This window comes from Streptomyces sp. NRRL F-2580, assembly GCF_000720115.1.
In the GTDB taxonomy this organism is placed as follows: Bacteria; Actinomycetota; Actinomycetes; order Streptomycetales; family Streptomycetaceae; genus Streptomyces.
This window is the reverse complement of record NZ_JOIR01000010.1, coordinates 69,511-93,651: the sequence shown is the minus strand read 5'-3', so window position 1 is coordinate 93,651 and position 24,141 is coordinate 69,511. Positions and strand designations below refer to the sequence as shown.

The following is a 24,141-nucleotide window of genomic DNA, read 5'->3' as shown; positions in this document are numbered from 1 at the left end:
CTCAAGCCTCCTCTCGGTCACTCTCAGTATTCGTCCCGCCACTGACAATCAGCTCCCGCTCGCTGCGAGGCCGCCTGCGGGGTACGGGTGCCAGGTGCTGGCCGGGCTTGGGCGGTACGGGGAATCCGCCCGCCAGCGGGTCGAAGGGCGCGGCGTCGTCGACGGCCTTGGCGGCCTGCGCCTTCTCGCGCTTGTCACGGAAGAGGTCCGCGACGAAGGAGAGCAGCAGGATCGCCACGACTCCGCCGCCGACGTAGAGGACGATCTCGCTGAAGTCGTACGCCTCGTTGCGCAGCGCGCGGACGGTCGCGACCAGCATCAGCCAGACCACGGAGACCGGGATCAGCACCTTCCAGCCGAGCTTCATCAGCTGGTCGTAGCGCACGCGCGGCAGCGTGCCGCGCAGCCAGATGAAGAAGAACAGCAGCAGCTGCACCTTGAGGACGAACCAGAGCATCGGCCACCAGCCGTGGTTCGCGCCCTCCCAGAAGGTGCTGATCGGGTACGGGGCCCGCCAGCCGCCCAGGAAGAGGGTGACCGAGACCGCCGAGACGGTGACCATGTTGACGTACTCGGCCAGCATGAACAGCGCGAACTTGATCGACGAGTACTCGGTGTTGAAGCCGCCGACGAGGTCGCCCTCGGACTCCGGCATGTCGAAGGGGGCGCGGTTCGTCTCGCCGACCATCGTGACGACGTAGATGATGAAGGACACCGGCAGCAGGACGATGAACCAGCGGTCCTCCTGCGCCTCGACGATCGCGGAGGTCGACATCGATCCGGAGTAGAGGAAGACCGAGGCGAAGGCCGCGCCCATGGCGATCTCGTAGGAGATCATCTGCGCGCAGGAGCGCAGTCCGCCGAGGAGCGGGTACGTGGAGCCGGAGGACCAGCCCGCCAGCACGATGCCGTAGATGCCGACCGAGGCCACCGCGAGGATGTAGAGCATCGCGATGGGCAGGTCGGTCAGCTGCATGCTGGTGCGCTGGCCGAAGATGGAGACCTGGTCGTCCGCGGGCCCGAAGGGGATCACCGCGATGGCCATGAAGGCCGGGATCGCCGCGATGATCGGGGCCAGGACGTAGACCACCTTGTCGGCCCGCTTGACGATGAGGTCTTCCTTGAGCATCAGCTTCACGCCGTCGGCGAGCGACTGGAGCATGCCCCAGGGGCCGTGCCGGTTGGGGCCGATGCGCAGCTGCATCCAGGCGACGACCTTGCGCTCCCACACGATGGAGAAGAGCACGGTCACCATCAGGAAGGCGAAGCAGAACACCGCCTTGAGGACGACGAGCCACCAGACGTCCCGGCCGAACAGGGACAGGTCCTCCGCGGCCAGTTGTACGAAGTCACCGTGTACCGCGTTCACGCGTCCACCTCCGCAGTGGTGTCGCCGGCGCCGGCCGGGGTCGCCGGGCCGATGCGTACGAGGCTGCCCGGGCGGGCGCCGGCGTCGGCGAGGACGCCGGAGCCGGTGGAGTTCAGCGGGAGCCAGACCACGCGGTCGGGCATCTCGGTGATCCGCAGCGGGAGTTCCACGGAGCCGGCCGGCCCGGTCACCGCGAGGACGTCGCCGTCCTTGACGCCCGTCTCGGCGGCCGTGGCGGCCGACAGCCGGGCGCTCGCCTCGTGCCGGGTGCCGGCCAGGGCCTCGTCGCCCTCCTGGAGCCGGCCCAGGTCGAGGAGGAGCCGATGGCCCGCGAGGACCGCCTCGCCGATGCCCGGGCGGGGCAGCGGCGCGGTGTCGGCGGACTGTTCGGCGGCGCGCTCGCCGGCCCACGGGCCGAGCGCGTCGAGCTCCCGGCGTACGGCGTGCACGTCGGGCAGCGCGATCGGCCGGTCGGCGGCGTCGGCCAGCATGTGGAGCACGCGGGCGTCGGCCGGGGCGAGCCGGCGGGTCATCTGGTCAGGCTTGAGCGCCGCCTCGAAGGGGCGGACCCTGCCCTCCCAGTTGATGAACGCGCCGGCCTTCTCGGCCACTGCGGCGACCGGGAGGACCACGTCCGCGTGGGCGGTGACCTCGCCGGGCCGCAGCTCCAGGGAGACCACGAAGGCCTCCTGGAGGGCGATCCGCGCGCGGACCGGATCCGGCAGGTCGCTCACCTCGACGCCCGCGACCAGCAGGGCCGAGAGCTCGCGGGAGGCCGCGGCCTCGACGATCTGGCCGGTGTCGCGGCCGTAGCGGTGCGGGAGCTCGTCCAGGCCCCAGGCGGTGGCGACCTCGTCGCGGGCCCGCGGGTCGGTGGCCGGGCGGCCGCCCGGCAGCAGGGACGGCAGCGCGCCCGCCTCGACGGCGGCCCGCTCACCGGCCCGGCGCGGGATCCACACCAGCTTCGCGCCGGTCGCGGCGGCCGCCCGTACGGCGGCGGACAGCGCGCCGGGAACCCCGGCGAGCCGCTCCCCGACCACGATGACGGCGCCGGGCGCGCGCAGCGCGTCGGCGGCCGCGGGCCCGCCGGCCTCCAGGCCGGTCCGGGAGGCCAGTGCGTCCAGCCACTCCGGCTCGGTGCCGGGGGCGGCGGCCAGCAGCGTGCCGCCCGTCTTCTCCAGGCCGCGGGTGGCGAACGGGGCGAGGGCGAAGGTCCGCTGCTTGTGCTTGCGGTGGGCCTTGCGCAGCCGCAGGAAGACGCCGGGGGCCTCCTCCTCCGCCTCGATGCCGACGAGGAGGACGGCCGGGGCCGCCTCCAGCGAGGCGTTGGTGACGCCCCTGCCGTCGAGGTCCTTGCCGGTGCCGGCGACGGTGGCGGCCAGGAACTCGGCCTCCTCCGCACTGTGCACGCGGGCCCGGAAGTCGATGTCGTTGGTGTCGAGCACGACCCGGGCGAACTTGGCGTACGCGTAGGCGTCCTCGACGGTCAGCCGGCCGCCGGTGAGCACCCCGGCCCGGCCGCGCGCGGCGGCGAGCCCGTTGGCCGCGGCCTCCAGGGCCTCGGGCCAGCTCGCCGGCTCCAGCACCCCGGCGGAGTTGCGCACCAGCGGGGTTTCCAAGCGGTCGCGCTGCTGGGCGTATCGGAAGGCGAACCGCCCCTTGTCGCAGACCCACTCCTCGTTGACCTCGGGGTCCTCCGCGGCGAGGCGGCGCAGCACCTTGCCGCGGCGGTGGTCGGTACGGGTCGCGCAGCCGCCCGCGCAGTGCTCGCACACGCTCGGGGAGGAGACGAGGTCGAACGGGCGGGAGCGGAACCGGTACGCGGTCGAGGTGAGGGCGCCGACCGGGCAGATCTGGATGGTGTTGCCGGAGAAGTACGACTCGAAGGGGTCGCCTTCGCCGGTGCCGACCTGCTGGAGCGCGCCGCGTTCCAGCAGCTCGATCATCGGGTCGCCGGCGATCTCGTTGGAGAAGCGGGTGCAGCGGGCGCACAGCACGCAGCGCTCGCGGTCCAGCAGCACCTGCGTGGAGATCGGGACCGGCTTCTCGTAGGTGCGCTTCCTGCCCTCGAACCGCGATTCGGCGTTGCCGTGCGACATCGCCTGGTTCTGCAGCGGGCACTCGCCGCCCTTGTCGCAGACCGGGCAGTCCAGCGGGTGGTTGATGAGCAGCAGCTCCATCACCCCGCGCTGGGCCTTGTCGGCGACCTCGGAGGTCAGCTGGGTCTTGACGACCATGCCGTCGGTGCAGGTGATGGTGCAGGAGGCCATCGGCTTGCGCTGGCCCTCGACCTCGACGATGCACTGGCGGCAGGCGCCGGCGGGGGAGAGGAGGGGGTGGTCGCAGAACCGGGGGATCTCGATGCCGAGCTGTTCGGCGGCCCGGATGACGAGGGTGCCCTTGGGCACGGACAGCTCGGCACCGTCGATGGTCAGCGACACCAGGTCCGCGGGCGGAACGGCCGCGTCTCCTCCGGAGGCGGCCGTAGTGGTGACGGTCATGCGTTCACCTCCGTGTCGGCCCAGAGGGTCGACTTCCTGGGGTCGAAGGGGCAGCCCTTGCCCGTGATGTGCTGCTCGTACTCCTCGCGGAAGTACTTGAGCGAGGAGAAGATCGGGCTGGCCGCGCCGTCGCCGAGCGCGCAGAAGGACTTGCCGTTGATGTTGTCGGCGATGTCGTTCAGCTTGTCGAGGTCGGACATGACGCCCCTGCCGGCCTCGATGTCGCGCAGCAGCTGGACCAGCCAGTACGTGCCCTCACGGCACGGCGTGCACTTGCCGCAGGACTCGTGGGCGTAGAACTCCGTCCACCGGGTCACGGCCCGCACCACGCAGGTGGTCTCGTCGAAGCACTGGAGCGCCTTGGTGCCGAGCATGGAGCCGGCCGCGCCGACGCCCTCGTAGTCGAGCGGGACGTCGAGGTGCTCGTCGGTGAACATCGGGGTGGAGGAGCCGCCCGGGGTCCAGAACTTCAGCCGGTGCCCGGGCCGCATGCCGCCGCTCATGTCGAGGAGCTGGCGCAGGGTGATGCCGAGCGGGGCCTCGTACTGGCCGGGGCCGGCGACGTGCCCGGAGAGCGAGTACAGCGTGAAACCGGGGGACTTCTCGGTCCCCATCGACTTGAACCAGTCCTTGCCCTTGTTCAGGATCGCGGGAACCGAGGCAATGGACTCGACGTTGTTCACGACAGTGGGGCACGCGTAGAGCCCCTCGACGGCAGGGAAGGGGGGACGCAGCCGGGGCTGACCGCGCCGGCCTTCGAGGGAGTCGAGCAGCGCCGTCTCCTCGCCGCAGATGTACGCGCCCGCGCCCGCGTGCACCGTGATGTCGAGGTCGAGCCCGCTCCCCAGGCCGCTCTTCTCCCTATCTGCAGCCTTCCCGAGGTAACCGGCCTCGTACGCCTCGCGCACCGCCTCGTGCAGGCGCCGCAGGACCGGCACCACCTCGCCGCGCAGGTAGATGAAGGCGTGCTGCGAGCGGATCGCGTAGCACGCGATGATCATTCCCTCGATGAGGGAGTGCGGGTTGGCGAAGAGGAGGGGGATGTCCTTGCAGGTCCCCGGCTCCGACTCGTCCGCGTTCACGACGAGGTAGTGCGGCTTCCCGTCGCCCTGCGGGATGAACTGCCACTTCATCCCGGTGGGGAAGCCGGCGCCGCCGCGTCCGCGCAGGCCCGAGTCCTTGACGTAGGCGATGAGGTCGTCCGGGGTCATCGCGAGCGCCTTGCGCAGGCCTTCGTAGCCCTCGTGGCGACGGTAGGTCTCCAGCGTCCACGACTGCGGCTCGTCCCAGAAGGCCGACAGTACGGGCGCGAGGAGCTTTTCCGGGCTCGTGCCGCCGCCGGCCTCCGGCCGGGAGGTGCTGCCCCCATTGCTCAGTTCGGAGGACACGGTCATCCCTCCCCTCCCTCGGTGGTGGTGTCGCCACGGGTCTCGCCGTGCGCCCCGGACCTCGGGTGCACGATCGAGGCGTGGGGGGACTCGCCGCGGGCGATGCGCAGCCCGATCAGGGAGGCGGGACCGGCGCCGCCGGTCGCCTCGACCGCGCCCTCGCGCTCGTCGGGGAACCCGGCCAGGATCCGGGCGGTCTCCTTGTACGTGCACAGCGGCGCGCCCCGGGTCGGCGAGACCTCGCGGCCAGCCAGCAGGTCGTCCACCAGCGCCCTGGCGGACTCGGGGGTCTGGTTGTCGAAGAACTCCCAGTTGACCATCACCACGGGGGCGAAGTCGCAGGCCGCGTTGCACTCGATGTGTTCGAGGGTGACCTTGCCGTCGGGGGTGGTCTCGTTGTTGCCGACCCCGAGGTGCTCCTTGAGTTCCTCGAAGATGGCGTCGCCGCCCATCACCGCACACAGCGTGTTCGTGCACACGCCGACCTGGTAGTCGCCGGAAGGCTTGCGCCGGTACATCGTGTAGAAGGTCGCGACGGCCGTGACCTCGGCGGTGGTCAGGCCCAGCACCTCGGCGCAGAAGCGGACTCCGGTGCGCGAGACGTGGCCCTCCTGCGCCTGGCACAGGTGCAGCAGCGGCAGCAGGGCCGAGCGGCTGTCGGGGTAGCGGGCGATGATCTCCTTCGCGTCCGCTTCGAGGCGCTCGCGTACCTCCGCCGGAAAGTCGGGGGCCGGCAGCTGGGGCATGCCCAGCGAGACCCCCTGGTTCTGAGGACTGACGGTCATCGGTCGACGCCTCCCATCACGGGGTCGATGGAGGCGACGGCGACGATGACGTCGGCGACCTGGCCGCCCTCGCACATCGCGGCCATGGCCTGCAGGTTGGTGAAGGACGGGTCGCGGAAGTGGACCCGGTAGGGGCGGGTGCCGCCGTCGGAGACGACGTGCACGCCGAGCTCGCCCTTGGGTGATTCGACGGCCGTGTACGCCTGTCCGGCCGGTACCCGGAAGCCCTCGGTCACCAGCTTGAAGTGGTGAATGAGGGCCTCCATGGAGGTGCCCATGATGTTCCTGATGTGGTCGAGCGAGTTGCCGAGGCCGTCCGGGCCCATCGCCAGCTGCGCCGGCCAGGCGATCTTCTTGTCGGCGACCATCACCGGGCCCGGCTCCAGGCGCTCCAGGCACTGCTCGACGATCCGCAGCGACTGGCGCATCTCCTCCAGGCGGATCAGGAAGCGTCCGTAGGAGTCGCAGCTCTCGGTGGTCGGCACGTCGAACTCGTAGTTCTCGTACCCGCAGTACGGCTCGGACTTGCGCAGGTCGTGCGGCAGGCCGGCGGAGCGCAGGATCGGGCCGGTGGCGCCGAGCGCCATGCAGCCGGTGAGGTCGAGGTAGCCGACGTCCTGCATGCGGGCCTTGAAGATGGGGTTGCCGGTGGCGAGCTTGTCGTACTCCGGCAGGTTCTTCTTCATCGTCTTGACGAACTCGCGCAGCTGGTCGACGGCGCCCGGGGGCAGGTCCTGCGCGAGGCCGCCGGGGCGGATGAACGCGTGGTTCATGCGCAGTCCGGTGATCAGCTCGAAGATGTCGAGGATCAGCTCGCGGTCGCGGAAGCCGTAGATCATGATCGTGGTCGCGCCCAGCTCCATGCCGCCGGTGGCGATGCACACCAGGTGGGAGGAGAGCCGGTTGAGCTCCATCAGCAGGACGCGGATGACGGTGGCGCGGTCCGGGATCTGGTCGGTGATGCCGAGCAGCTTCTCGACGCCGAGGCAGTACGCCGTCTCGTTGAAGAACGGCGTCAGGTAGTCCATGCGCGTCACGAAGGTGGTGCCCTGCGTCCAGTTCCGGTATTCGAGGTTCTTCTCGATGCCGGTGTGCAGGTAGCCGATGCCGCAGCGGGCCTCGGTGACCGTCTCGCCGTCGATCTCCAGGATCAGGCGGAGCACCCCGTGGGTGGACGGGTGCTGGGGGCCCATGTTGACGACGATCCGCTCGTCGTCGGCCCTGGCCGCGGACTGGACGATCTCGTCCCAGTCGCCGCCGGTGACGGTGTAGACGGTGCCCTCGGTCGTCTCGCGCGCGGATGCGTGGTCGGCGGAGGCGTGATTCGAAGTGGACATCAGCTGTACGACCTCCGCTGGTCGGGAGCCGGGATCTGGGCGCCCTTGTACTCGATGGGGATGCCGCCGAGCGGGTAGTCCTTGCGCTGCGGGAAGCCCTGCCAGTCGTCCGGCATCATGATCCGGGTGAGGGCCGGGTGTCCGTCGAAGACCAGGCCGAAGAAGTCGTACGTCTCGCGCTCGTGCCAGTCGTTGGTCGGGTAGACCGGGACGAGCGACGGGACGTGCGGGTCGCTGTCCGGGACGGACACCTCCAGCCGCACGATCCGGCCGTGGGTGAGCGAGCGCAGGTGGTAGACGGCGTGCAGCTCGCGGCCCTTGTCCTCGGGGAAGTGCACCCCTGAGACGCCGGTGCAGAGCTCGAAGCGCAGGGCCGGGTCGTCGCGCAGGGTGCGCGCGACCCGGACGAGGTGCTCGCGGGCGATGTGGAAGGTGAGCTCGCCCCGGTCGACCACCGTCTTCTCGATGGCGTTCTCGGGGAGCAGGTCCTGCTCCTCCAGGGCGCCTTCGAGCTCGTCGGCCACCTCGTCGAAGTAGGAGCCGTACGGGCGGCTGGTCGCGCCGGGCAGGGCCACGGTGCGCACCAGGCCGCCGTAGCCGCTGGTGTCGCCGCCGTTCCTGGCGCCGAACATGCCCTTGCGGACGCCGATGACCTCGGGTCCCTGGTCGCGCGGCGCGGGGACGTTGCTGCCGTTGCCGCCGTTGTTGTCGCCGTTGTCGCCCGTGGTGCCGTTCTCCGGCTCTTGGGTCTCGCTCACCGGAGCAGCCCCTTCATCTCGATGGTGGGGAGGGCCTTGAGGGCCGCCTCCTCCGCCTCACGTGCCGCCTCTTCCCGGTTCACGCCGAGCTTTCCGCCCTGGATCTTCTGGTGGAGCTTGAGGATCGCGTCCATCAGCATCTCGGGGCGCGGCGGGCAGCCGGGCAGGTAGATGTCCACCGGGACGATGTGGTCGACGCCCTGGACGATCGCGTAGTTGTTGAACATGCCGCCCGAAGAGGCGCAGACCCCCATGGAGATGACCCATTTCGGAGCGGGCATCTGGTCGTACACCTGCCGCAGCACCGGCGCCATCTTCTGGCTGACCCGGCCGGCCACGATCATCAGGTCGGCCTGGCGCGGGGAGCCGCGGAAGACCTCCATGCCGAAGCGGGCCAGGTCGTACCGGCCCGCTCCGGTGGTCATCATCTCGATGGCGCAGCAGGCCAGGCCGAAGGTCGCCGGGAAGACGGACGACTTGCGCACCCAGCCCGCGGCCTGTTCGACGGTGGTCAGCAGGAAGCCGCTCGGCAGCTTCTCTTCCAGTCCCATGGAAAATTCAGCCCCTCAGTCCCATTCCAGGCCGCCGCGGCGCCACACGTAGGCGTAGGCGACGAAGACGGTGAGCACGAAGAGCAGCATCTCGACGAGCCCGAAGATCCCCAGGGAGTCGAAGGTGACGGCCCAGGGGTAGAGGAAGACAACCTCGATGTCGAAGACGATGAAGAGCATCGCCGTCAGGTAGTACTTGATGGGGAAGCGGCCGCCGCCGGCCGGCATCGGTGTCGGCTCGATGCCGCACTCGTAAGCTTCGAGCTTCGCCCGGTTGTACCGTTTTGGGCCGATCAGCGTGGCCATGACCACGGAGAAGATCGCAAACCCTGCGCCGAGGGCGCCGAGCACGAGGATGGGTGCGTACGCATTCACGCTCCTCGCTCCTTCCAGTCGTCCTTGACCGTTGGACCGCCGCCGGCACCGCGTGCGCCGCCTCGCGAAGATCACGCTTCAATCGAGCGCTTGCATGTGAGGCAGTTCACAAGCCGGACTCGTGCGCATCTTATGCCCGCTCGTCTGTGATCTGCGACACGGGTTACAACACCGAGTTTGTGATCTCCACCACCCGACGAACGATCATGAAGCCCACCGAGTGGTGATCTTCATACGTGAAGCATCCACACGATCACCAAAGGTGACATCCGACCCCGTTACCGCAGGTAGAGGGCGCGCAGCACTATCAAACGATGGCCGGTGCAGGCAAATTGGCACCACGCACGCGGCGGTGATAAGGGGATCGACGTCGCCCGGTCGGGGGGCGGGCGCGTACGGAGGTGGACGCGGGGCAGAGGAGGGGAGCGGAGGGCGCCCGAGCGCGTGCATCCGTTCACGAACCTCCCGGGCTCTTCACAGGAAGGTCACGGCCGGGGCACAGCGTCCGCATCGCGTGACACTCCTGTGACCTGCGCCACTATGAATCCGTGCTTCCGAAAGAGGGCTTGGCCATCTGTGCGGAGGGATGGTAGGTCGTGGATCATTTCGGACTTATTTCAGAAACCCCATGATCACAGCCTTGTGAAGGCCTGTCCGTTTCGCCCGTTACGGCGTCAATAAGGAGCCGGACGCGCCCGGTTAGCGCCGTTCGCGGGCAACTGTGGCGCAACCCACGTTTCTTGAAGGGACCCCGGGCGCCCTGATAGCGGTTGTCCTCATGTCCCACACCGCTCACATACCCAGCCACCGGAAGCCCCGTCGTAGCGCCTCGAAGCTCGCGGTCCGCGCCGGAGTTGCCGGTGGCGTCCTCAGCACCCTGGCCATGGCCGGCACCGCGAGCGCGTCCCCGTCCGAGCCCGTGGCCGAGACGACGCTCGAAATGCCGGTCCTCAACCTGGACCTGGCCGCCGAGGTCTCCTCCGCCGTCACCACGGCAGCCGAGAACACCCGTCTCGCCGCCCTCGAGGGCGAACTGACCGCCCAGGAGGAGAGCGCCCGCACCGGCGCCGCCGCCGAGGCGAAGCAGGCCAAGGAAGAGGCCCAGCAGAAGGCCGACGAGGAGAAGAAGGAGAAGGAGGAGGCGGACCGCAAGGCCGCGGCCGAGCGCGCCACCCGCTCCTCCGCCCGCGCTTCCCTCAACAGCACCTCGGCCTCCGGCTCCGGCAGCTCCCAGGGCACCGGTACCGTCACCGCCCCGGCCACCGGCTCCGCCGCCGCGATCGTCAACTTCGCCCGTGCGCAGGTCGGCAAGGCGTACGTCATGGGCGGCACCGGTCCGTCCTCGTTCGACTGCTCCGGGCTCGTCCAGGCCGCCTACCGCCAGGCCGGCATCTCCCTGCCGCGCATGTCCCAGGCGCAGTCCTCGGCCGGCACCTCGGTGTCCCTGAACGCCCTTCAGCCGGGCGACATCCTGTACTGGGGCTCCAAGGGCAGCGCGTACCACGTCGCCATCTACGTCGGCGGCGGCAAGTTCGTCGGCGCGCAGAACCCCAGCACGGGCATCGTCGAGCGCAACCTGAGCTACGACAAGCCGACGGGCGCCGTCCGCGTCCTCTGATCCTCCGGATCGTCACCAAGGCACGAAAGGGCCGGTACTCCCCCGCTCGGGGGTGGAGTACCGGCCCTTCGGCCCGCCTCAGACGAGGCTCGCCGCCAGCTTGAAGCGTGCGTCGCGCTGCTTCTTGTAGAGCGCCAGCGTCTCGGCGTGCTCCTCGACGAGCCGCTCCTGGTAGGCCTTCTCGACCGCGGCCCAGATCCCGACGAGGTTCACCTCGCGCTTGCACGCGACGTCGGCCTTGGCGGCCGTGACGGCCTTCCTGCCGCCCTTGTCGTCCTGCAGGCCCAGCTTCTCGATGACCTCATACGGGGTGGCGACCCCGCCGTATCCCGATTTGTCCATGCATGCCGCCCAGTTCTTCAGCATGCCGACGACCCGGGAGTCCTGCCGGGACCGCTCGTGCGCCTCCGAGGCCAGCCCGAAGGTGAAGAGCAGGTCCACGCTGTCCCTCGTCGGCGCGTACAGCTTCCGGTAGCCCTCCCGCGCGCATCCGCCGGCCGGTACCTTCTGCCCGCCCGCCATCAGGCCGCTGTCCAGCTGTGCGGCCTCCTCCTCGGTGTTCGCGTCGGGGATCCTGCCGCCCTGGGCTCCCGGCTGCTCGCCGTTCATCACGACGTAGGCGCTGTCGCTCAGCTGCGGCGCCGGGGGCTTGGCCGGCACCCCCTCCCCCGCGGACTTGTCGTACCCGTGGGCCGCCGCGTACGCCGGATCGGCCAGGCCGAAGAGATACCGGTGCCGGTCCTCGGGCGCCCCGCCGCCGGACGGGGCGGCCGCCTTCACCCCCTCGTACGTGAACCCGTACCGGGCCATGCACCGGGAGACCAGCATCTGCTGGACCTGGCCCATGCGGATCCGCTCGGCTTCGGTGTCCGTGTACGCGTCCATCGGGAAGGACAGCGCGGCCGTCGCCGGATTGGACTCGACGGGGCCGAGCTCCGGTTCGCCGCCCTGCGCACCGCCGGCGCCGGAGCATCCGGCCAGCGCCGTGGCCAGCAGGACGGCCGGGGCGACGAGACGCAGGCGCCGGGCGGTGCGCATAGCAGGGAACTCCTTCGTCCGGATCAGGGGTGGAGGGTGTAGGTGGCCGAGCTGATCTTGTTCTTGAAGGTGGCCGAGGCGTTGCCGGAATAGTTCGACGGGATCTCACCGACATTGCCGTCGATGTTCGCGTCGGTGGCGACCTTCCAGGCGTAGACGTCGCGGTTCTTGTACGACTCGGTGTTGTCGTTCACGAGCGCCCCGGCACCCGTGCACCCGCTCTTGAAGTAGTTGTCGTTGAAGTTCAGGTCCTCGCCGTACAGGTCAAAGACACAACCGGACTGATTCTGGTAGTAGAAAAGACCGAACTCGTCGACTTCCAGATTTCCGTCCTTGCCCATGGCCGCGGCCGGTCCGGCCGTGCCCAGGAGAATCGCGCACACCGATACGGCGGCGACGCCGCCCGTGGTCAGCACGCGGAATGCCTTGTTCATGATCTGCTCCTCTGCAGGTGAAATGGCGACGTCGAGCCGGAACATGATCACGACTCTCCGTCGGCCGGGATTCAACAGGTCACGGCGCCCGAAAACCAAGTCCTTCTCACCTGATGGACAGTCATGTCTGGTTACTGACCAGGAACTTGTGCGCGCACTTTCTGCTCTCTACTATCCCCCGGCGCGCACTCCTCGCACTTCTCGCACGGGCGCGCCGATCCCACTTCTACCGCCGCAAGGGAACTCCCGTCGTGCACGCACGCTATTTCGCTCCACTGCTCCTCATATGCATTTCGCTGACGGGATGCGGCGGCGGGGACGACGAACCCGGGGCGAGCGACAGTCCGCCGCCCACCGCCGCGGAAATCGCCTACTACGACTGCCTGAAGAACCACGGCGTGGCCATCGTCCACACCGATTACGGCGCGCCCCGCGAGGACAAGTCGAAGCCCTGGAACGAGGAGGCGCACAAGGCCTGCGAGTCGCTGCTGCCGGCCCCGGCGAAGCCCCGGCCGGCCGAGCCGGAGCAGCTCGCCGCCGCGCAGAAGGAGGCCGCGTGCCTGCGGGCCGAGGGCGTGTCCTGGTACCCGGACCCCGACCCGGTCACCGGTGAGACCGACCAGACCAAGGGCACTCCCGAGCAGTGGTCCGCGCTCAAGCGCGACCACGTGGAGGCGTTGAAGAAGTGCCGGCCGCAGAGATGAGCGAGCTCGATCACGTCGTGGAGCACACCGAGGTCCCGGAGGACGACCGCAGCGGGCTCGCGCGGGGGCGGCGCGTGGTGCTCGGGGTCGTCGGCGGGGCCACGCTGATGGCCATCGGGGGGCTGCTGGCCACCACGCTCGTGAAGTCCCCCGCGCAGGTGGCCGCGGAGACCGGCCCGCCCGCGCAGGGAGCCCTGACGGCGGAGGTCGAACGGCGGGTCCTCGCGCAGACCCTGGTGATGCGCGGCTCCGTCGTCGCCGACCAGAGCGTCGAGGTGTCCCCGCAGGGGATCCGCTCCGGCGACGGCGCGGGGTCGGGGGCGGCCATGGTGACCAAGCTGCCGCCGAAGGCCGGGGACCCGGTCACGGCGGGCCAGCTGATCGCCGAGGTCTCCGGGCGGCCGGTGTTCACCCTGCACGGCACGCAGCCGATGTACCGGGACCTCAAGCCGGGGGCCACCGGGGACGACGTCGCGCAGGTCCAGCAGGCGCTGCGCGAGCTCGGGCACGGCACCGGCGCCGACCCGAAGGGCGTCTTCGGGGCCGGTACGAAGGCCGCGCTCGCCGCCCGCTACCGGGCCATCGGGTACGAGCCGCTGCCCGCGGTCGCCGACGGCGGCGCGGCGCTCAAGTCGGCGCGGGAGGCCGTCCGGGCGGCGACGTGGGCCGTCGAGGACGCGAGTGGCTCCGCCGGTTCCGCGGGTCAGGGCAGCGGACCCACCGCCGGGCCGGGCCCCTCGGGCACCCCCGCGCCCGCCGGAGCCGGAGCCGGATCCGGCTCCGGCTCCGGCTCCGGCTCCGGCAAGGGCGGCACGACGGCGGGCGCGGGAGCGGGCGGCGGCGCGGGCTCCGGCTCCGGGCGGGAGCTGGTGCGGGCCCGGCAGGCCCTCACGGAGGCGCAGGCGGCGCTCGCGGCCGCCGAGGGCGCCGACGGGCCGATGCTGCCCGCCGCCGAGACCGTGTTCCTGGGCTCCTTCCCGGCCCGCGTCAGCTCCGTCGGCGCCCGCGTCGGCTCCCCCGTCTCGGGCCCGGTGCTCACGCTCTCCGCCGGGGAACTCGTCGTCGAGGCCTACCTCAGGGACGACAAGAAGCAGCTGCTGCGCGCCGGGATGGCGGTGGTGGTCTCCTCGGAGGTCTCCGGCACCGACGTCCGCGGGAAGGTGGCGCTGGTCGCCGCCGAGCGGTCCGCCGCGCAGCCCGCCGGCCGGCCGCAGCAGCAGGACCAGGGCCAGAGCGCCAAGGGCGGCGGGGATTCCGCCGGCGGGGGCAGCGGCGGCGGAGCCGATCTCGGCTACCGGATGGTGGTCCGCGCGGACCAGCCGCTGCCCGCCGGCTTCGCCGGTCAGGACGTCCGGCTGACCATCGAGTCCGCCGCCACCGACGGCGAGGCGCTCGTGGTCCCGGTCACCGCCGTGTCGGCCGGCGCGGACGGGCGTACGGTCGTCACCGCCGTGTCCGCCGAGGGCAGCCAGCGGCGCATCGAGGTACGCACCGGCACCAGCGGCGACGGCTTCGTGGCCGTCACCCCGGCCCAGGCGGGCTCCCTCGTGGCCGGCACCCGCGTGGTGATCGGGGTCGCGCCCCGCGGGACCCGCGAGAACCGCGGGACGGCCGAGTGAGGCTCCTGCCGCGGCGCTCCCGGGCCGGCTCCCCCGATGCCGGGCCGCCCGAGGCCGACACCGAGGCGTCCGAAGCCGGGGCGCGCGAAGCCGAGGCGTCGGAAGCCGGGGCGCGCGAAGCCGAGGCGTCGGAAGCCGGGGCGCGCGAAGCCGAAGCGTCCGAAACCGAGGCGGGCGAAGCCGAAGCGTCCGAAACCGAGGCGGGCGCGGCCGAAGCGTCGGAAGCCGGGGCGCGCGGGGCCGCCCCCGTGATCGAGTTCCGCGGGGTCGGCCTCACCTACCCCGGGCCGCCGCCCGTCGAGGCCCTCCACCCCTGCGACCTGGTCGTGCGGCGCGGCGAGTTCATCACCGTCGTGGGCCCCTCCGGCTCCGGGAAGTCCACCTTCCTCAACGTCGCCGGACTGCTCGACTCCCCCACCAGCGGCCGGTACCTCCTCGACGGGATCGACACCGCGGCCCTTCCCGACCGGGAGCGCACCGCCCTGCGCGGCCGCCGCATCGGCTTCGTCTTCCAGTCCTTCCACCTGCTGCCCCACCGGTCCGCCCTGGAGAACGTCACCCTCGCCATGCTCTACACCGGAATTCCGCGCGCCCAGCGCCTCGTACGGGCCCGCGAGGCCCTGGACCAAGTCGGTCTCGGGCACCGGGCCGGCGCCGTGCCCGGGCGGCTGTCGGGCGGCGAACGCCAGCGCGTGGCCATCGCCCGCGCCCTCGTCGGACGGCCCTCGCTGCTGCTGTGCGACGAGCCGACCGGCAACCTCGACTCGGCCAACGCCGCCTCCGTCCTCGGGCTGCTGGACGACCTCCACCGCTCCGGGATGACCGTCCTCGTCATCACGCACGACCTCGAAGTGGCCCGGCGCGGCCGCCGGACCGTCACCATCCGCGACGGGCGGCTGCACCTGTGAGCACCGTCGCACCGACCCGGCTGTCCCTGCGCGACGCCCTGTCCGAGGCGGTCGCCGGCATGCTGCGCCGCCCCGGCCGGGCCGCGCTCACCGCCCTCGGCACGGTCCTCGGCGTCGGCAGCTTCGTGGCTGTACTCGGCCTCACCGCCACCATCTCCTCGCAGATCGACGGCCGGTTCAACGTCCTGACCGCCACCGAGGTGAGCATCGAGGACGTCGCCGGGCAGCAGGACGAGTTCGCCGGGCCCGGCCTCCCCGCCGATGCCGAACGGCGGCTGCGCGCGGTCGCCGGCGTCGAGCACGCGGGGGAGATGTGGACGGTACGGCTGGACTCGCGGACCTCCGTCGGCCCGCTGCCGTCCGGCGCCGGCGAGGCCACCACCGGCGCGGCCGTCGTCGCGGCGTCCCCCGGGGCCGTCGCCGCCCTCGTCCCGACCCTCCAGCAGGGGCGGCTCTACGACGACTTCGCGGAGCGCGGCCACGAGCGCGTCGTCGTCATCGGCAGCGGTCTCGCCGCCCGTCTCGGGATCACCACCCTGGCCACCCGGCCCGCCCTCTACATCGGCCACGAGCCCTTCACCGTCGGCGGCATCGTCGCCGACCTGGAACGCCGGCCCGAGCACCTGATGTCGGTCCTCGTCCCGCGCAGTACCGCGGAGCAGCTGTGGGGCCCGCCGTCGCCCGGTTCCGCGAGCATGCTGATCTCCACCGAGCTCGGGGCCGCCCGGCAGGTCGCCGACCTGGCCCCGCTCGCGCTGCGGCCCGACCACCCCGAGTACCTCAAGGCCGTCCCGCCGCCGGATCCGCGCACCCTGTGCTCGGGCGTCACCTCCGACCTGAGCGCGCTCTTCCTGCTGCTCGCCGGGATCTGCCTGGTCATCGGGGCCGTCGGGATCGCCAACACCACGCTCGTCGCCGTGCTGGAGCGGACCGGCGAGATCGGGCTGCGGCGGGCGCTGGGCGCCCGCGGCCGGCACGTCTCGGCGCAGTTCCTCACCGAGTCCGCGGCCCTCGGGGCCCTTGGCGGGCTGGTCGGCACCTCGCTGGGCGAACTGACCGTCGTCGCCGTCTCGCTCGCCCGGGACTGGACCCCGGTGATCCATCCGGTCACCGTCGCCGCGGCCCCGCTCGTCGGCCTGGTCACCGGGCTGCTGGCCGGCCTCTATCCCGCCTGGCGGGCGGCCCGTGTCGAACCGGCCGAGGCCCTGCGAAGATAGCGGCGGCGCCCTGACCGTCAGAGCGGCCCGCCCCCGGAGGTGGTGGTCCCGTGAACCCGAAGCCGTACGAGTCCCACGGCACCGGCGACCCCACCGCAGACCCCACCGCCGTCCCGGCCGCGCTCGGGCTCGGCCTGCTCGCCGTGGGGGGCTGGCTGCTGACGACCGCCCGCCCCTGGCAGAAGCCGGGGCACCCGCTCACGCTGGGGCTCGGCTGGACCGCCTCGGCCGCGCTGCTGGTGTGCGGGCTGGTGCTGCTGGCGAGGTGCGTCCGTACGGTGCACGGCCGCCCGGACACCGACCCCGACGCGGCCGTCGCCGAAGCCACGACCACGGAGGACTGAACGAGCGGCGCCCGCACGGGCGCCGCCGTCCACCGCCCGGTTCAGGCCTTCGGGGCCACCTTCGAGAGGCCGTTGATGATGCGGTCCATCGCGTCGCCGCCCGTGGGATCGGTCAGGTTGGCCAGCATCTTCAGCGTGAAGCGCATCAGGACCGGGTGGGTCAGGCCGCGCTGCGCGGCGATCTTCATCACCTTCGGGTTGCCGATCAGCTTCACGAAGGCGCGGCCCAGCGTGTAGTAGCCGCCGTAGGTCTCCTTGAGCACCTTCGGGTAGTTGTGCAGCGCCAGCTCGCGCTGGGCCGGCGTGGCCCGGGCGTGCGCCTGCACGATGACGTCCGCCGCGATCTGGCCGGACTCCATGGCGTACGCGATGCCCTCGCCGTTGAACGGGTTGACGAGCCCGCCCGCGTCCCCGACCAGCAGCAGGCCCTTGGTGTAGTGCGGCTGCCGGTTGAAGGCCATCGGCAGGGCAGCCCCGCGGATCGGCTGCGTCATGTTCTCGGGGGTGTAGCCCCAGTCCTCGGGCATGGACGCGCACCAGGCCTTGAGGACCTCGCGCCAGTCCAGCTCCTTGAAGGCGGAGGAGGAGTTGAGGATGCCGAGGCCGACGTTGGAGGTGCCGTCGCCCATGCCGAAGATCCAGCCGTAGCCGGGCAGCAGCCGGTCCTGCGCGCCGCGCCGGTCCCACAGCTCCAGCCAGGACTCCAGGTAGTCGTCGTCGTGCCGGGGCGAGGTGAAGTACGTGCGGACGGCGACGCCCATCGGGCGGTCCTCGCGCCGGTGCAGGCCCATCGCGAGGGACAGCCGGGAGGAGTTGCCGTCGGCCGCGACGACGAGCGGGGCGCGGAAGGTGACCGGGGTCTTCTCGTCGCCCAGCTTCGCCTGCACGCCGGTGATGTGGCCGGTGCGCGGGTCGCGTACGGGCTCGCCGACGTTGCAGCGCTCGTACAGCCGGGCGCCGGCCTTCTGCGCCTGGCGGGCCAGGGTCTCGTCGAAGTCGTCGCGCTTGCGGACGAGTCCGTAGTCCGGATAGGAGGCGAGTTCCGGCCAGTCCAGCTGCAGCCGCTGGCCGCCGCCGATGATGCGCAGACCCTTGTTCCGCAGCCAGCCGGCCTCTTCGGAGATGTCGATGCCCATCGCCACCAGCTGCTTGGTGGCGCGCGGGGTGAGGCCGTCACCACAGACCTTCTCGCGCGGGAACGCCGTCTTCTCCAGCAGCAGGACGTCCAATCCGGCCTTGGCGAGGTAGTAGGCGGTGGTCGAGCCGGCGGGCCCGGCCCCGACGACGATCACGTCCGCGGAGTGTTCGGAGAGGAGCTCGGTCACTGCGGGGTCTCCCGAAGGCTCGATAAAGGGTGCCCAACGGCACCGGACATGTGCAGTCTATGCAGCGAGAGAGATCGCGATCCGAAGGGTGCCTCCGATGACCACCTCCCCGACCCGGCCGCTTCCCGCCGTACAGCTCCGCGTGCCCACGGACGAGGACGCGCACGCCTGGCACGCGGTCTTCGCCGACCGCGACGTCATGGAGTTCCTCGGTGGTCCCGCGGAACTGTCCGCGTACGAGGAGCTGTCCGCGCGCCAGCGCATGCACGACGCCCAGCTGGGCTACTGCCTGTGGACCCTGCTGGACGGGGAGGGCGCGGTGATCGGCTTCACCGGCGCGCAGCCGTGGCCCGCGGAGAAGTCGTGGGGGCCGGTCGGCGAGATCGAGATCGGCTGGCGGCTGGGGCGCTCCGCGTGGGGGCGGGGCTACGCGTATGCCGCTGCGCTGGCCACGCTGGAACGGGTCCGGGCGGCCGGTGTTCCGCACGTGGTGGCGATGATCGACGCCCGTAACGCGCGGTCCGTGGCCGTGGCGGAACGGCTCGGGATGGAGCTGACCGAGGAGTTCACCACTCCGGCGGGCAACCCGGCCCGGCGCTACGAGCTGGCGCTCGGCCGGGGCTGACCGGGGCCGCTGCGCCGCGAGTGACCGGGCTCCGCCCGGCCCTGGGGCTCCGCCCCAGACCCCGCTCCTCAAACGCCGGAGGGGCTGGATGGTGCGGCCTCAGCCAAATCCAGCCCCTCCTGCGTTTGAGGAGCGGGGTTCGGGGCGGAGCCCCGTTCAGAAGACCGAGAGGCCCGTCAGGGTGGTGAAGCGGTCGAGGGCGGCCACACCCGCGACCGAGTTGCCGCGGGCGTCGAGGCCGGGGCTCCAGACGGCCAGGACGCACCGGCCGGGACCACCGCCACGATCCCGCCGCCGACCCCGCTCTTCCCCGGCAGGCCGACGCGGTACGCGAACTCGCCCGCCGCGTCGTACGTCCCACAGGTCAGCATCACCGCGTTGACCTGCTTCGCCTCGCTGCGCGTCAGCAGCCGCGAGCCGTCCGCCCGCAGCCCGTGCCGGGCCAGGAAGCGTCCGGCACGGGCCAGGTCGGCGCAGCTCATCTCGATGGAGCACTGCCAGAAGTAGTGCTCCAGCAGCGCCGGCACCGGGTTGACGATGTTGCCGTACGAGGCCATGAAGTGGGCGACGGCGGCGTTGCGGTCGCCGTGCGACTGCTCGGAGGCGGCGACCTCGGCGTCGAAGCCTATGTCGGGGTTCTGGCTCTCCTGCCGGAGGAACTCCAGCAGTTCGCTGCTCGCGTCACCCGTCAGGGTCTGGAGCACGTCGGTGACCACGAGGGCGCCCGCATTGATGAACGGATTGCGCGGAATGCCGTTTTCGTACTCCAGCTGTACGAGCGAGTTGAACGGGTTGCCCGAGGGCTCCCGGCCGACCCGCTCCCACAGGCTGTCGCCGCCCTCGGCCAGGGCGAGGGCGAGCGCGAAGACCTTGGTGATGGACTGCGCGGAGAAGGGCACCTGCCAGTCGCCCACCCCGAAGACGTTGCCGTCGAGGTCGGCGACCGCCATCCCGAACTGCCGCGGGTCCACGGAGGCGAGCGCCGGGATGTACTCGGCCGGGGTGCCGCTGCCCAGCAGCGGGGCGATGTCCGCCACGATCCGCTCCAGCAGCCCGCCGTAATCGAAAGGCGCGGTGTCCACCCTCAGGCCTTGGTGCCCCGGTGCAGGGCCACGATGCCGCCCGTCAGGTTGCGCCAGGCGACCTTGGACCAGCCGGCCTTCTGCAGCAGCCCGGCGAGCGTCGGCTGGTCGGGCCATTCGCGGATGGACTCGGCGAGGTACACGTACGCGTCGGGGTTGGACGACACGGCGCGGGCCACCGGCGGCAGCGCGCGCATCAGGTACTCCATGTAGAGCGTCCGGAAGGGCGCCCAGGTGGGCTCCGAGAACTCGCAGATGACGACCTGGCCGCCGGGCTTGGTCACCCGGTACAGCTCGCGCAGGGCGGCGTCGGTGTCCTGGACGTTGCGCAGGCCGAAGGAGATCGTCACGGTGTCGAAGACGTCGTCCTTGAACGGCAGCTTCGTCGCGTCGCCGGCGGTCAGCGGCAGCCAGGGGTGCTTCTTCTTGCCCTCCTGGAGCATGCCCAGGGAGAAGTCGCAGGGGACGACGTACGCGCCGGTCGCGGCGAACGGCAGCGAGGAGGTCGCCGTCCCGGCGGCCAGGTCGAGGACCTTCTGCCCGGGGCGCGCGTCGACCGCCTTGGCGACCTCCTTGCGCCACACCCGGTCCTGGCCGAGGGAGAGGACGTCGTTGGTCAGGTCATAGTTCGCCGCGACCCTGTCGAACATGGAGGCGACTTCGTGCGGCTGCTTGTCCAGGGAGGCCCTTGTCACTGGCGTTCGCCCCTCGGTGTGCGATGCGGATCGGCGGGTACGGCCCCATCCTCTCAGGCCGCGCCGCTCCCGACGGCCGGGGCTCCGCCCGTGCCCCGCAGTGGCGGGCCCGTTCCCCACCGCAGAACTGGTCCGAAGGACAGTTGCGCCGCGCCCCCGCGGACGCGTTGACTGCCCAGGGTGCGGCCCGGTGAGGGTCACCCACCGGATCAGAGCCCAGTCGCGGCCGGTCCGGCAGTGGCCGCCGCGAACAGAGGGCTCCACGATGCCGGCAGGCCATTCCACTGGTCGTTCCCGCCGCAACGGCCCGCGCGCCAGGCGCCGGGCCGAGCGGCGCAAGCGGCTGCGGCGCACCATACTCCTCGGCTCGGCCGCGCTCGTCGCGGTCTCGGCGACCGCGTACGCGCTGATCCCCCAGGACGAGGCCACCACGGCCGCCGGGGGCCGGACCGCGGTCCAGCCGGAGCCGACGGACGGGGAGTCCGCCGACGAAGCCGGGAACGCGGTCCCCAACGGCGGCAAGCCGTCCCCCGCACCGTCCCCGTCCTCCGCCGCACCCTCCCAGAAGCCGTCGGCCACGCCGTCGGGCGCCGCCACGCCCGCCCGGCCGGGCGCCTTCACCGCCTCCAGCACCGCCGGCGCGGCGAAGGGCAAGGGTCCCGCGCTGCGCTGGCGGATCGAGGTCGAGGAGGGCAGCGGGGTCGACCCGGAGTCGGCCGCCCGCTCGGTCGAGGCGATCCTCTCGGATCCGCGCGGCTGGACCCGGGACCCGGCGTACGGCTTCCAGCTCGTCGGAGCGGGCCAGCCGGTGGACTTCACCGTAAAGATCGCGACGCCCACCACCACCGACCTGCTGTGCGACGTGGTCACGCCCGAGCTCATCGGCGAGACCAACTGCCGGGCCGGACACACCGTCGTGGTGAACCTCAAGCGCTGGCAGGAGGGTTCACCGCAGTTCAACGGCCCGGTGGAGGAGTACCGGGCGCTGATCGTCAACCACGAGGTCGGGCACGAGATCGGCCGCGAACACGAGACCTGCCCGGCCCCCGGCAAGCCCGCACCTGCGATGATGCAGCAGATCAAGGGCCTGCTCGGCTGCAAGGCCAACGCGTGGCCGTTCGACCCGAATGGAACCTACCTGTCCGGTCCACGCGTCCCATAAGGGGGAGAGTCGCCCGCAGGAGGGCGGTTCGGGGGGAGTGGAATTCGTGCGCGTCGTCAGCTTCAGCGTCCCCTCGTGGTTCCCCTCGTACGAGTCGTACGGCGAACCGGCCGGGCCGCAGACGACGGGCGGGACCCTGCCCGCCGACCCGCACTGCGCCGAAGCACAGCTGACCGAGCAGGAGTCGGCCGTCTTCCTGTGCCTGGCCACCGGCGCCTCCAACCGGGAACTCGCCGTCGAGCTGCAACTGTCCGTCAGCACGGTCAAGTTCCACGTGGTCAACATAAGGGCCAAGCTCGGCGGGATCAGCCGCCTGCAGGCCTGCCTGCTCGCGGCCCTCGCCCGCGAGGACACCCGGCGCGCCGAGGTCGAACGCCTCAGCGGCGACGGTGGAGCAGTCGCCCGCCGATGACCGTGGCCACGCAGGTGGTCGCGCCCCGGGCGAGCAACTCCGCCTCGTCCGCCACCGCGAAGACCGCGAAGCGGGCCACGACGCCCGGCTCCAGGAGCCCGTGGAAGGCCTCCCCGGCCGTGTCCCGGCCGGCGAGGGGATCCAGGGCGGGCGGCCCCTCGTAGGCGGCCGGCGGCAGAATCACCAGCCCCGAGCGGCTCACCGCCGTGCGCACCGACGCGACCGTGAAGCGGCCGCACACGGCGACCACCCCGCGCGCGAGGAGCTTCTGCGTGCCGCGCCGGGCACTGTTGCCCCAGCGCGCCTCGGTCATCTTCAGCGCCTCCAGCGCGGCCTCACCGCTGATCGGGTCGGCGCCGAGCTCGGGGACCTCGTACGGGTCGTCCGGGTAGTACGTGCGCTCCAGCAGCTCGTCCGCCCCGCGCACCCGCAGCCCCGGGGTGAGCACCCCGGGCCAGCGGCGGGTGCGGGCGTGCGGAAAGGCCGCGGCGAGGTCCTCGTACGGTCCCACGCGGGCGATCCGGTCGCCCTCGACGAGGACCGCACCGCCGGGCAGCGCTGCGCAGCCCGGCCCGGATACGAGGAGTTCGGCGGTGTGGAGCGTCAGCATCGTGTCGGACGCGTCAGTTCGTGGAGATGAGCTTCAGTTCGGGGTGCGCCGTGCCGCCTTCGATGGCGGTGGAGGAGATGTGCGAGACGACGCGGTCGTCGACCGGGTCGTTCGCCGGGTCGTCGTGCACCAGGAGGTGCTCGTAGGTCGTCGCGCGCTGCGCCGGGGTGCGGCCCGCCTTGCGGATCAGGTCGATGATCTCCTGGCGGTTGGAGCGGTGCTTGGCACCGGCCGAGGAGACGACGTTCTCCTCCAGCATGATCGAGCCGAGGTCGTCGGCGCCGTAGTGCAGCGAGAGCTGGCCCGCCTCCTTGCCGACGGTCAGCCAGGAGCCCTGGATGTGGGCGATGTTGTCGAGGAAGAGCCGCGCGATGGCGATCATGCGCAGGTACTCGAAGATCGTCGCCTGGGTGCGGCCCTTGAGGTGGTTGTTCTCGGGCTGGTAGGTGTACGGGATGAAGGCGCGGAAGCCGCCCGTACGGTCCTGCGTGTCCCGGATCATCGCGATGTGCTCGATGCGCTCGGCGTTGGTCTCGCCGGTGCCCATCAGCATGGTGGAGGTGGACTCCACGCCCAGCTTGTGGGCGATCTCCATGATCTCCAGCCAGCGCTCGCCGGACTCCTTGAGCGGGGCGATCGCCTTGCGCGGCCGCTCCGGCAGCAGTTCGGCGCCGGCACCCGCGAAGGAGTCGAGGCCGGCCGCGTGGATGCGCTTGATGGCCTCCTCCGCCGAGACGCCCGAGATCCGGGCCATGTGCTCGACCTCGGACGCGCCGAGGGAGTGGATGACCAGCTGCGGGAAGTCCTTCTTGATGGCGGAGAAGTGGTGCTCGTAGTACTCGACGCCGTAGTCCGGGTGGTGCCCGCCCTGGAACATGATCTGCGTGCCGCCGAGCTCCACGGTCTCCGCGCAGCGGCGCAGGATGTCGTCGAGGTCGCGGGACCAGCCCTTCTTGGTGTCCTTGGGGGCCGCGTAGAAGGCACAGAACTTGCACGCCGTGACACACACGTTCGTGTAATTGATGTTCCGCTCGATGATGTACGTCGCGATGTGCTCGGTACCGGCGTAGCGGCGGCGGCGCACCGCGTCGGCCGCCTGGCCGAGCGCGTGCAGCGGCGCGTGGCGGTAGAGGTCGAGCGCCTCTTCCTTGGTGATCCGGCCCCCCGCGGCGGCGCGGTCGAGGACAGACTGGAGAACGGCCTGGTCGGTCACCGGTGAGTCACCTTTCGGCGGTGTGTCTGTGTCAAGGTCCGGACCGATCCAGCCTACGCCAGGGGTTCCCG

The 24,141-nt window shown here is 71.5% G+C and carries 23 protein-coding genes and 1 pseudogene; 9 read left to right on the top strand and 15 right to left on the bottom strand.

What is annotated here, in order from left to right; genetic code table 11:
* Window position 1: 1 nt before the first annotated feature.
* From nuoH to IF88_RS0112145, 8 genes are read right to left on the bottom strand one after another with little or no spacing between them, the layout of a single operon-like run.
* Window positions 2–1,369 (bottom strand): NADH-quinone oxidoreductase subunit NuoH, encoded by a 1,368-nt coding sequence (nuoH, locus tag IF88_RS0112180; protein WP_030710188.1) that lies wholly within the window; start codon window positions 1,367–1,369, stop codon window positions 2–4.
* Window positions 1,366–3,870: an NADH-quinone oxidoreductase subunit G gene (locus tag IF88_RS0112175; RefSeq protein WP_030710185.1), complete on the bottom strand. Its 2,505-nt coding sequence runs from the start codon at window positions 3,868–3,870 to the stop codon at window positions 1,366–1,368. Before IF88_RS0112175 ends, nuoH begins: the two co-directional genes overlap by 4 nt.
* Entirely contained in the window at window positions 3,867–5,264 is a 1,398-nt protein-coding gene (gene nuoF / locus IF88_RS0112170; RefSeq protein WP_030710183.1) for an NADH-quinone oxidoreductase subunit NuoF, read from the bottom strand. The genes IF88_RS0112175 and nuoF overlap by 4 nt, the downstream gene beginning before the upstream one ends.
* Window positions 5,261–6,043: an NADH-quinone oxidoreductase subunit NuoE gene (nuoE, locus tag IF88_RS0112165; RefSeq protein WP_037805778.1), complete on the bottom strand. Its 783-nt coding sequence runs from the start codon at window positions 6,041–6,043 to the stop codon at window positions 5,261–5,263. Before nuoE ends, nuoF begins: the two co-directional genes overlap by 4 nt.
* The gene (locus tag IF88_RS0112160) at window positions 6,040–7,380 is read right to left on the bottom strand and encodes an NADH-quinone oxidoreductase subunit D (RefSeq protein WP_030710179.1); all 1,341 of its coding nucleotides are present in this window, start codon (window positions 7,378–7,380) and stop codon (window positions 6,040–6,042) included. The genes nuoE and IF88_RS0112160 overlap by 4 nt, the downstream gene beginning before the upstream one ends.
* Window positions 7,380–8,138: an NADH-quinone oxidoreductase subunit C gene (locus IF88_RS0112155; protein WP_030710178.1), complete on the bottom strand. Its 759-nt coding sequence runs from the start codon at window positions 8,136–8,138 to the stop codon at window positions 7,380–7,382. The genes IF88_RS0112160 and IF88_RS0112155 overlap by 1 nt, the downstream gene beginning before the upstream one ends.
* Window positions 8,135–8,689, bottom strand: coding sequence for a NuoB/complex I 20 kDa subunit family protein (locus tag IF88_RS0112150; protein WP_030162005.1), 555 nt, complete (start codon window positions 8,687–8,689; stop codon window positions 8,135–8,137). Before IF88_RS0112150 ends, IF88_RS0112155 begins: the two co-directional genes overlap by 4 nt.
* A gap of 15 nt (window positions 8,690–8,704) precedes the next feature.
* Window positions 8,705–9,064 carry an NADH-quinone oxidoreductase subunit A gene (locus tag IF88_RS0112145; RefSeq protein WP_030010013.1) on the bottom strand — a complete coding sequence of 120 codons (360 nt, stop codon included), beginning with the start codon at window positions 9,062–9,064 and terminating at the stop codon, window positions 8,705–8,707.
* Between the two features lie 778 nt (window positions 9,065–9,842).
* On the opposite strand from IF88_RS0112145, the gene IF88_RS0112140 reads away from it, so the two are divergent.
* Window positions 9,843–10,682, top strand: a complete 840-nt coding sequence (locus IF88_RS0112140) for a C40 family peptidase (protein ID WP_030710175.1) — start codon at window positions 9,843–9,845, stop codon at window positions 10,680–10,682.
* Window positions 10,683–10,760: 78 nt separating this feature from the next.
* Here the strand turns inward: IF88_RS0112140 and IF88_RS0112135 are convergent, their stop codons facing one another.
* Entirely contained in the window at window positions 10,761–11,720 is a 960-nt protein-coding gene (locus IF88_RS0112135; protein ID WP_030710174.1) for a hypothetical protein, read from the bottom strand.
* 23 nt (window positions 11,721–11,743) lie between these two features.
* The gene (locus IF88_RS0112130) at window positions 11,744–12,154 is read right to left on the bottom strand and encodes a hypothetical protein (protein WP_158754357.1); all 411 of its coding nucleotides are present in this window, start codon (window positions 12,152–12,154) and stop codon (window positions 11,744–11,746) included.
* A 251-nt stretch (window positions 12,155–12,405) separates the two neighbouring features.
* Here IF88_RS0112130 and IF88_RS42035 point away from each other — a divergent pair, with 251 nt between their 5' ends.
* From IF88_RS42035 to IF88_RS0112105, 5 genes are all read left to right on the top strand, one after another.
* The gene (locus tag IF88_RS42035) at window positions 12,406–12,858 is read left to right on the top strand and encodes a hypothetical protein (protein ID WP_030710171.1); all 453 of its coding nucleotides are present in this window, start codon (window positions 12,406–12,408) and stop codon (window positions 12,856–12,858) included.
* The gene (locus tag IF88_RS0112120; RefSeq protein ID WP_063754794.1) at window positions 12,855–14,477 is read left to right on the top strand and encodes a peptidoglycan-binding domain-containing protein; all 1,623 of its coding nucleotides are present in this window, start codon (window positions 12,855–12,857) and stop codon (window positions 14,475–14,477) included. Before IF88_RS42035 ends, IF88_RS0112120 begins: the two co-directional genes overlap by 4 nt.
* A 248-nt stretch (window positions 14,478–14,725) precedes the next feature.
* Complete coding sequence (locus IF88_RS0112115) at window positions 14,726–15,385, top strand: ABC transporter ATP-binding protein (protein WP_030710169.1); 660 nt, start codon at window positions 14,726–14,728, stop codon at window positions 15,383–15,385.
* Window positions 15,382–16,602: an ABC transporter permease gene (locus IF88_RS0112110; RefSeq protein WP_030710167.1), complete on the top strand. Its 1,221-nt coding sequence runs from the start codon at window positions 15,382–15,384 to the stop codon at window positions 16,600–16,602. Before IF88_RS0112115 ends, IF88_RS0112110 begins: the two co-directional genes overlap by 4 nt.
* 50 nt (window positions 16,603–16,652) lie before the next feature.
* Window positions 16,653–16,946: a hypothetical protein gene (locus IF88_RS0112105; RefSeq protein WP_030710165.1), complete on the top strand. Its 294-nt coding sequence runs from the start codon at window positions 16,653–16,655 to the stop codon at window positions 16,944–16,946.
* A gap of 41 nt (window positions 16,947–16,987) precedes the next feature.
* Here IF88_RS0112105 and IF88_RS0112100 read toward each other — a convergent pair whose 3' ends face one another.
* Window positions 16,988–18,271, bottom strand: coding sequence for a geranylgeranyl reductase family protein (locus IF88_RS0112100; protein WP_030710163.1), 1,284 nt, complete (start codon window positions 18,269–18,271; stop codon window positions 16,988–16,990).
* Window positions 18,272–18,368: 97 nt separating this feature from the next.
* Here IF88_RS0112100 and IF88_RS0112095 point away from each other — a divergent pair, with 97 nt between their 5' ends.
* The gene (locus tag IF88_RS0112095; RefSeq protein ID WP_030710162.1) at window positions 18,369–18,896 is read left to right on the top strand and encodes a GNAT family N-acetyltransferase; all 528 of its coding nucleotides are present in this window, start codon (window positions 18,369–18,371) and stop codon (window positions 18,894–18,896) included.
* A gap of 156 nt (window positions 18,897–19,052) precedes the next feature.
* On the opposite strand, the pseudogene IF88_RS40225 reads toward IF88_RS0112095, so the two are convergent.
* Both IF88_RS40225 and IF88_RS0112085 read right to left on the bottom strand, forming a co-directional pair.
* Window positions 19,053–19,948: pseudogene (locus IF88_RS40225) on the bottom strand (glutaminase).
* A 32-nt stretch (window positions 19,949–19,980) separates the two neighbouring features.
* Complete coding sequence (locus IF88_RS0112085; RefSeq protein WP_030710159.1) at window positions 19,981–20,673, bottom strand: demethylmenaquinone methyltransferase; 693 nt, start codon at window positions 20,671–20,673, stop codon at window positions 19,981–19,983.
* Window positions 20,674–20,938: 265 nt separating this feature from the next.
* Here IF88_RS0112085 and IF88_RS0112080 point away from each other — a divergent pair, with 265 nt between their 5' ends.
* Window positions 20,939–21,835: a DUF3152 domain-containing protein gene (locus IF88_RS0112080; RefSeq protein ID WP_037805773.1), complete on the top strand. Its 897-nt coding sequence runs from the start codon at window positions 20,939–20,941 to the stop codon at window positions 21,833–21,835.
* 46 nt (window positions 21,836–21,881) lie between these two features.
* Window positions 21,882–22,247 (top strand): response regulator transcription factor, encoded by a 366-nt coding sequence (locus IF88_RS0112075; RefSeq protein ID WP_199808066.1) that lies wholly within the window; start codon window positions 21,882–21,884, stop codon window positions 22,245–22,247.
* Here IF88_RS0112075 and IF88_RS0112070 read toward each other — a convergent pair.
* Window positions 22,213–22,857, bottom strand: a complete 645-nt coding sequence (locus tag IF88_RS0112070; protein ID WP_030710155.1) for an imidazolonepropionase-like domain-containing protein — start codon at window positions 22,855–22,857, stop codon at window positions 22,213–22,215. The two genes, IF88_RS0112075 and IF88_RS0112070, sit on opposite strands and share 35 nt — an antisense overlap.
* Before the next feature lie 13 nt (window positions 22,858–22,870).
* Complete coding sequence (gene mqnC, locus IF88_RS0112065; protein WP_030710154.1) at window positions 22,871–24,070, bottom strand: cyclic dehypoxanthinyl futalosine synthase; 1,200 nt, start codon at window positions 24,068–24,070, stop codon at window positions 22,871–22,873.
* Window positions 24,071–24,141: the final 71 nt, after the last annotated feature.

Excerpts from the sequence above, each read along its gene's own strand:
- IF88_RS0112175 (WP_030710185.1), bottom strand. The coding sequence starts at position 3,870 with ATGACCGTCACCACTACGGCCGCCTCCGGAGGAGACGCGGCCGTTCCG.
- nuoF (WP_030710183.1), bottom strand. The coding sequence starts at position 5,264 with ATGACCGTGTCCTCCGAACTGAGCAATGGGGGCAGCACCTCCCGGCCG.
- nuoE (WP_037805778.1), bottom strand. The coding sequence starts at position 6,043 with ATGACCGTCAGTCCTCAGAACCAGGGGGTCTCGCTGGGCATGCCCCAG.
- IF88_RS0112160 (WP_030710179.1), bottom strand. The coding sequence starts at position 7,380 with ATGTCCACTTCGAATCACGCCTCCGCCGACCACGCATCCGCGCGCGAG.
- IF88_RS0112150 (WP_030162005.1), bottom strand. The coding sequence starts at position 8,689 with ATGGGACTGGAAGAGAAGCTGCCGAGCGGCTTCCTGCTGACCACCGTC.
- IF88_RS0112140 (WP_030710175.1), top strand. The coding sequence starts at position 9,843 with ATGTCCCACACCGCTCACATACCCAGCCACCGGAAGCCCCGTCGTAGC.
- IF88_RS0112135 (WP_030710174.1), bottom strand. The coding sequence starts at position 11,720 with ATGCGCACCGCCCGGCGCCTGCGTCTCGTCGCCCCGGCCGTCCTGCTG.
- IF88_RS0112130 (WP_158754357.1), bottom strand. The coding sequence starts at position 12,154 with ATGAACAAGGCATTCCGCGTGCTGACCACGGGCGGCGTCGCCGCCGTA.
- IF88_RS0112120 (WP_063754794.1), top strand. The coding sequence starts at position 12,855 with ATGAGCGAGCTCGATCACGTCGTGGAGCACACCGAGGTCCCGGAGGAC.
- IF88_RS0112095 (WP_030710162.1), top strand. The coding sequence starts at position 18,369 with ATGACCACCTCCCCGACCCGGCCGCTTCCCGCCGTACAGCTCCGCGTG.
- IF88_RS0112080 (WP_037805773.1), top strand. The coding sequence starts at position 20,939 with ATGCCGGCAGGCCATTCCACTGGTCGTTCCCGCCGCAACGGCCCGCGC.
- IF88_RS0112070 (WP_030710155.1), bottom strand. The coding sequence starts at position 22,857 with ATGCTGACGCTCCACACCGCCGAACTCCTCGTATCCGGGCCGGGCTGC.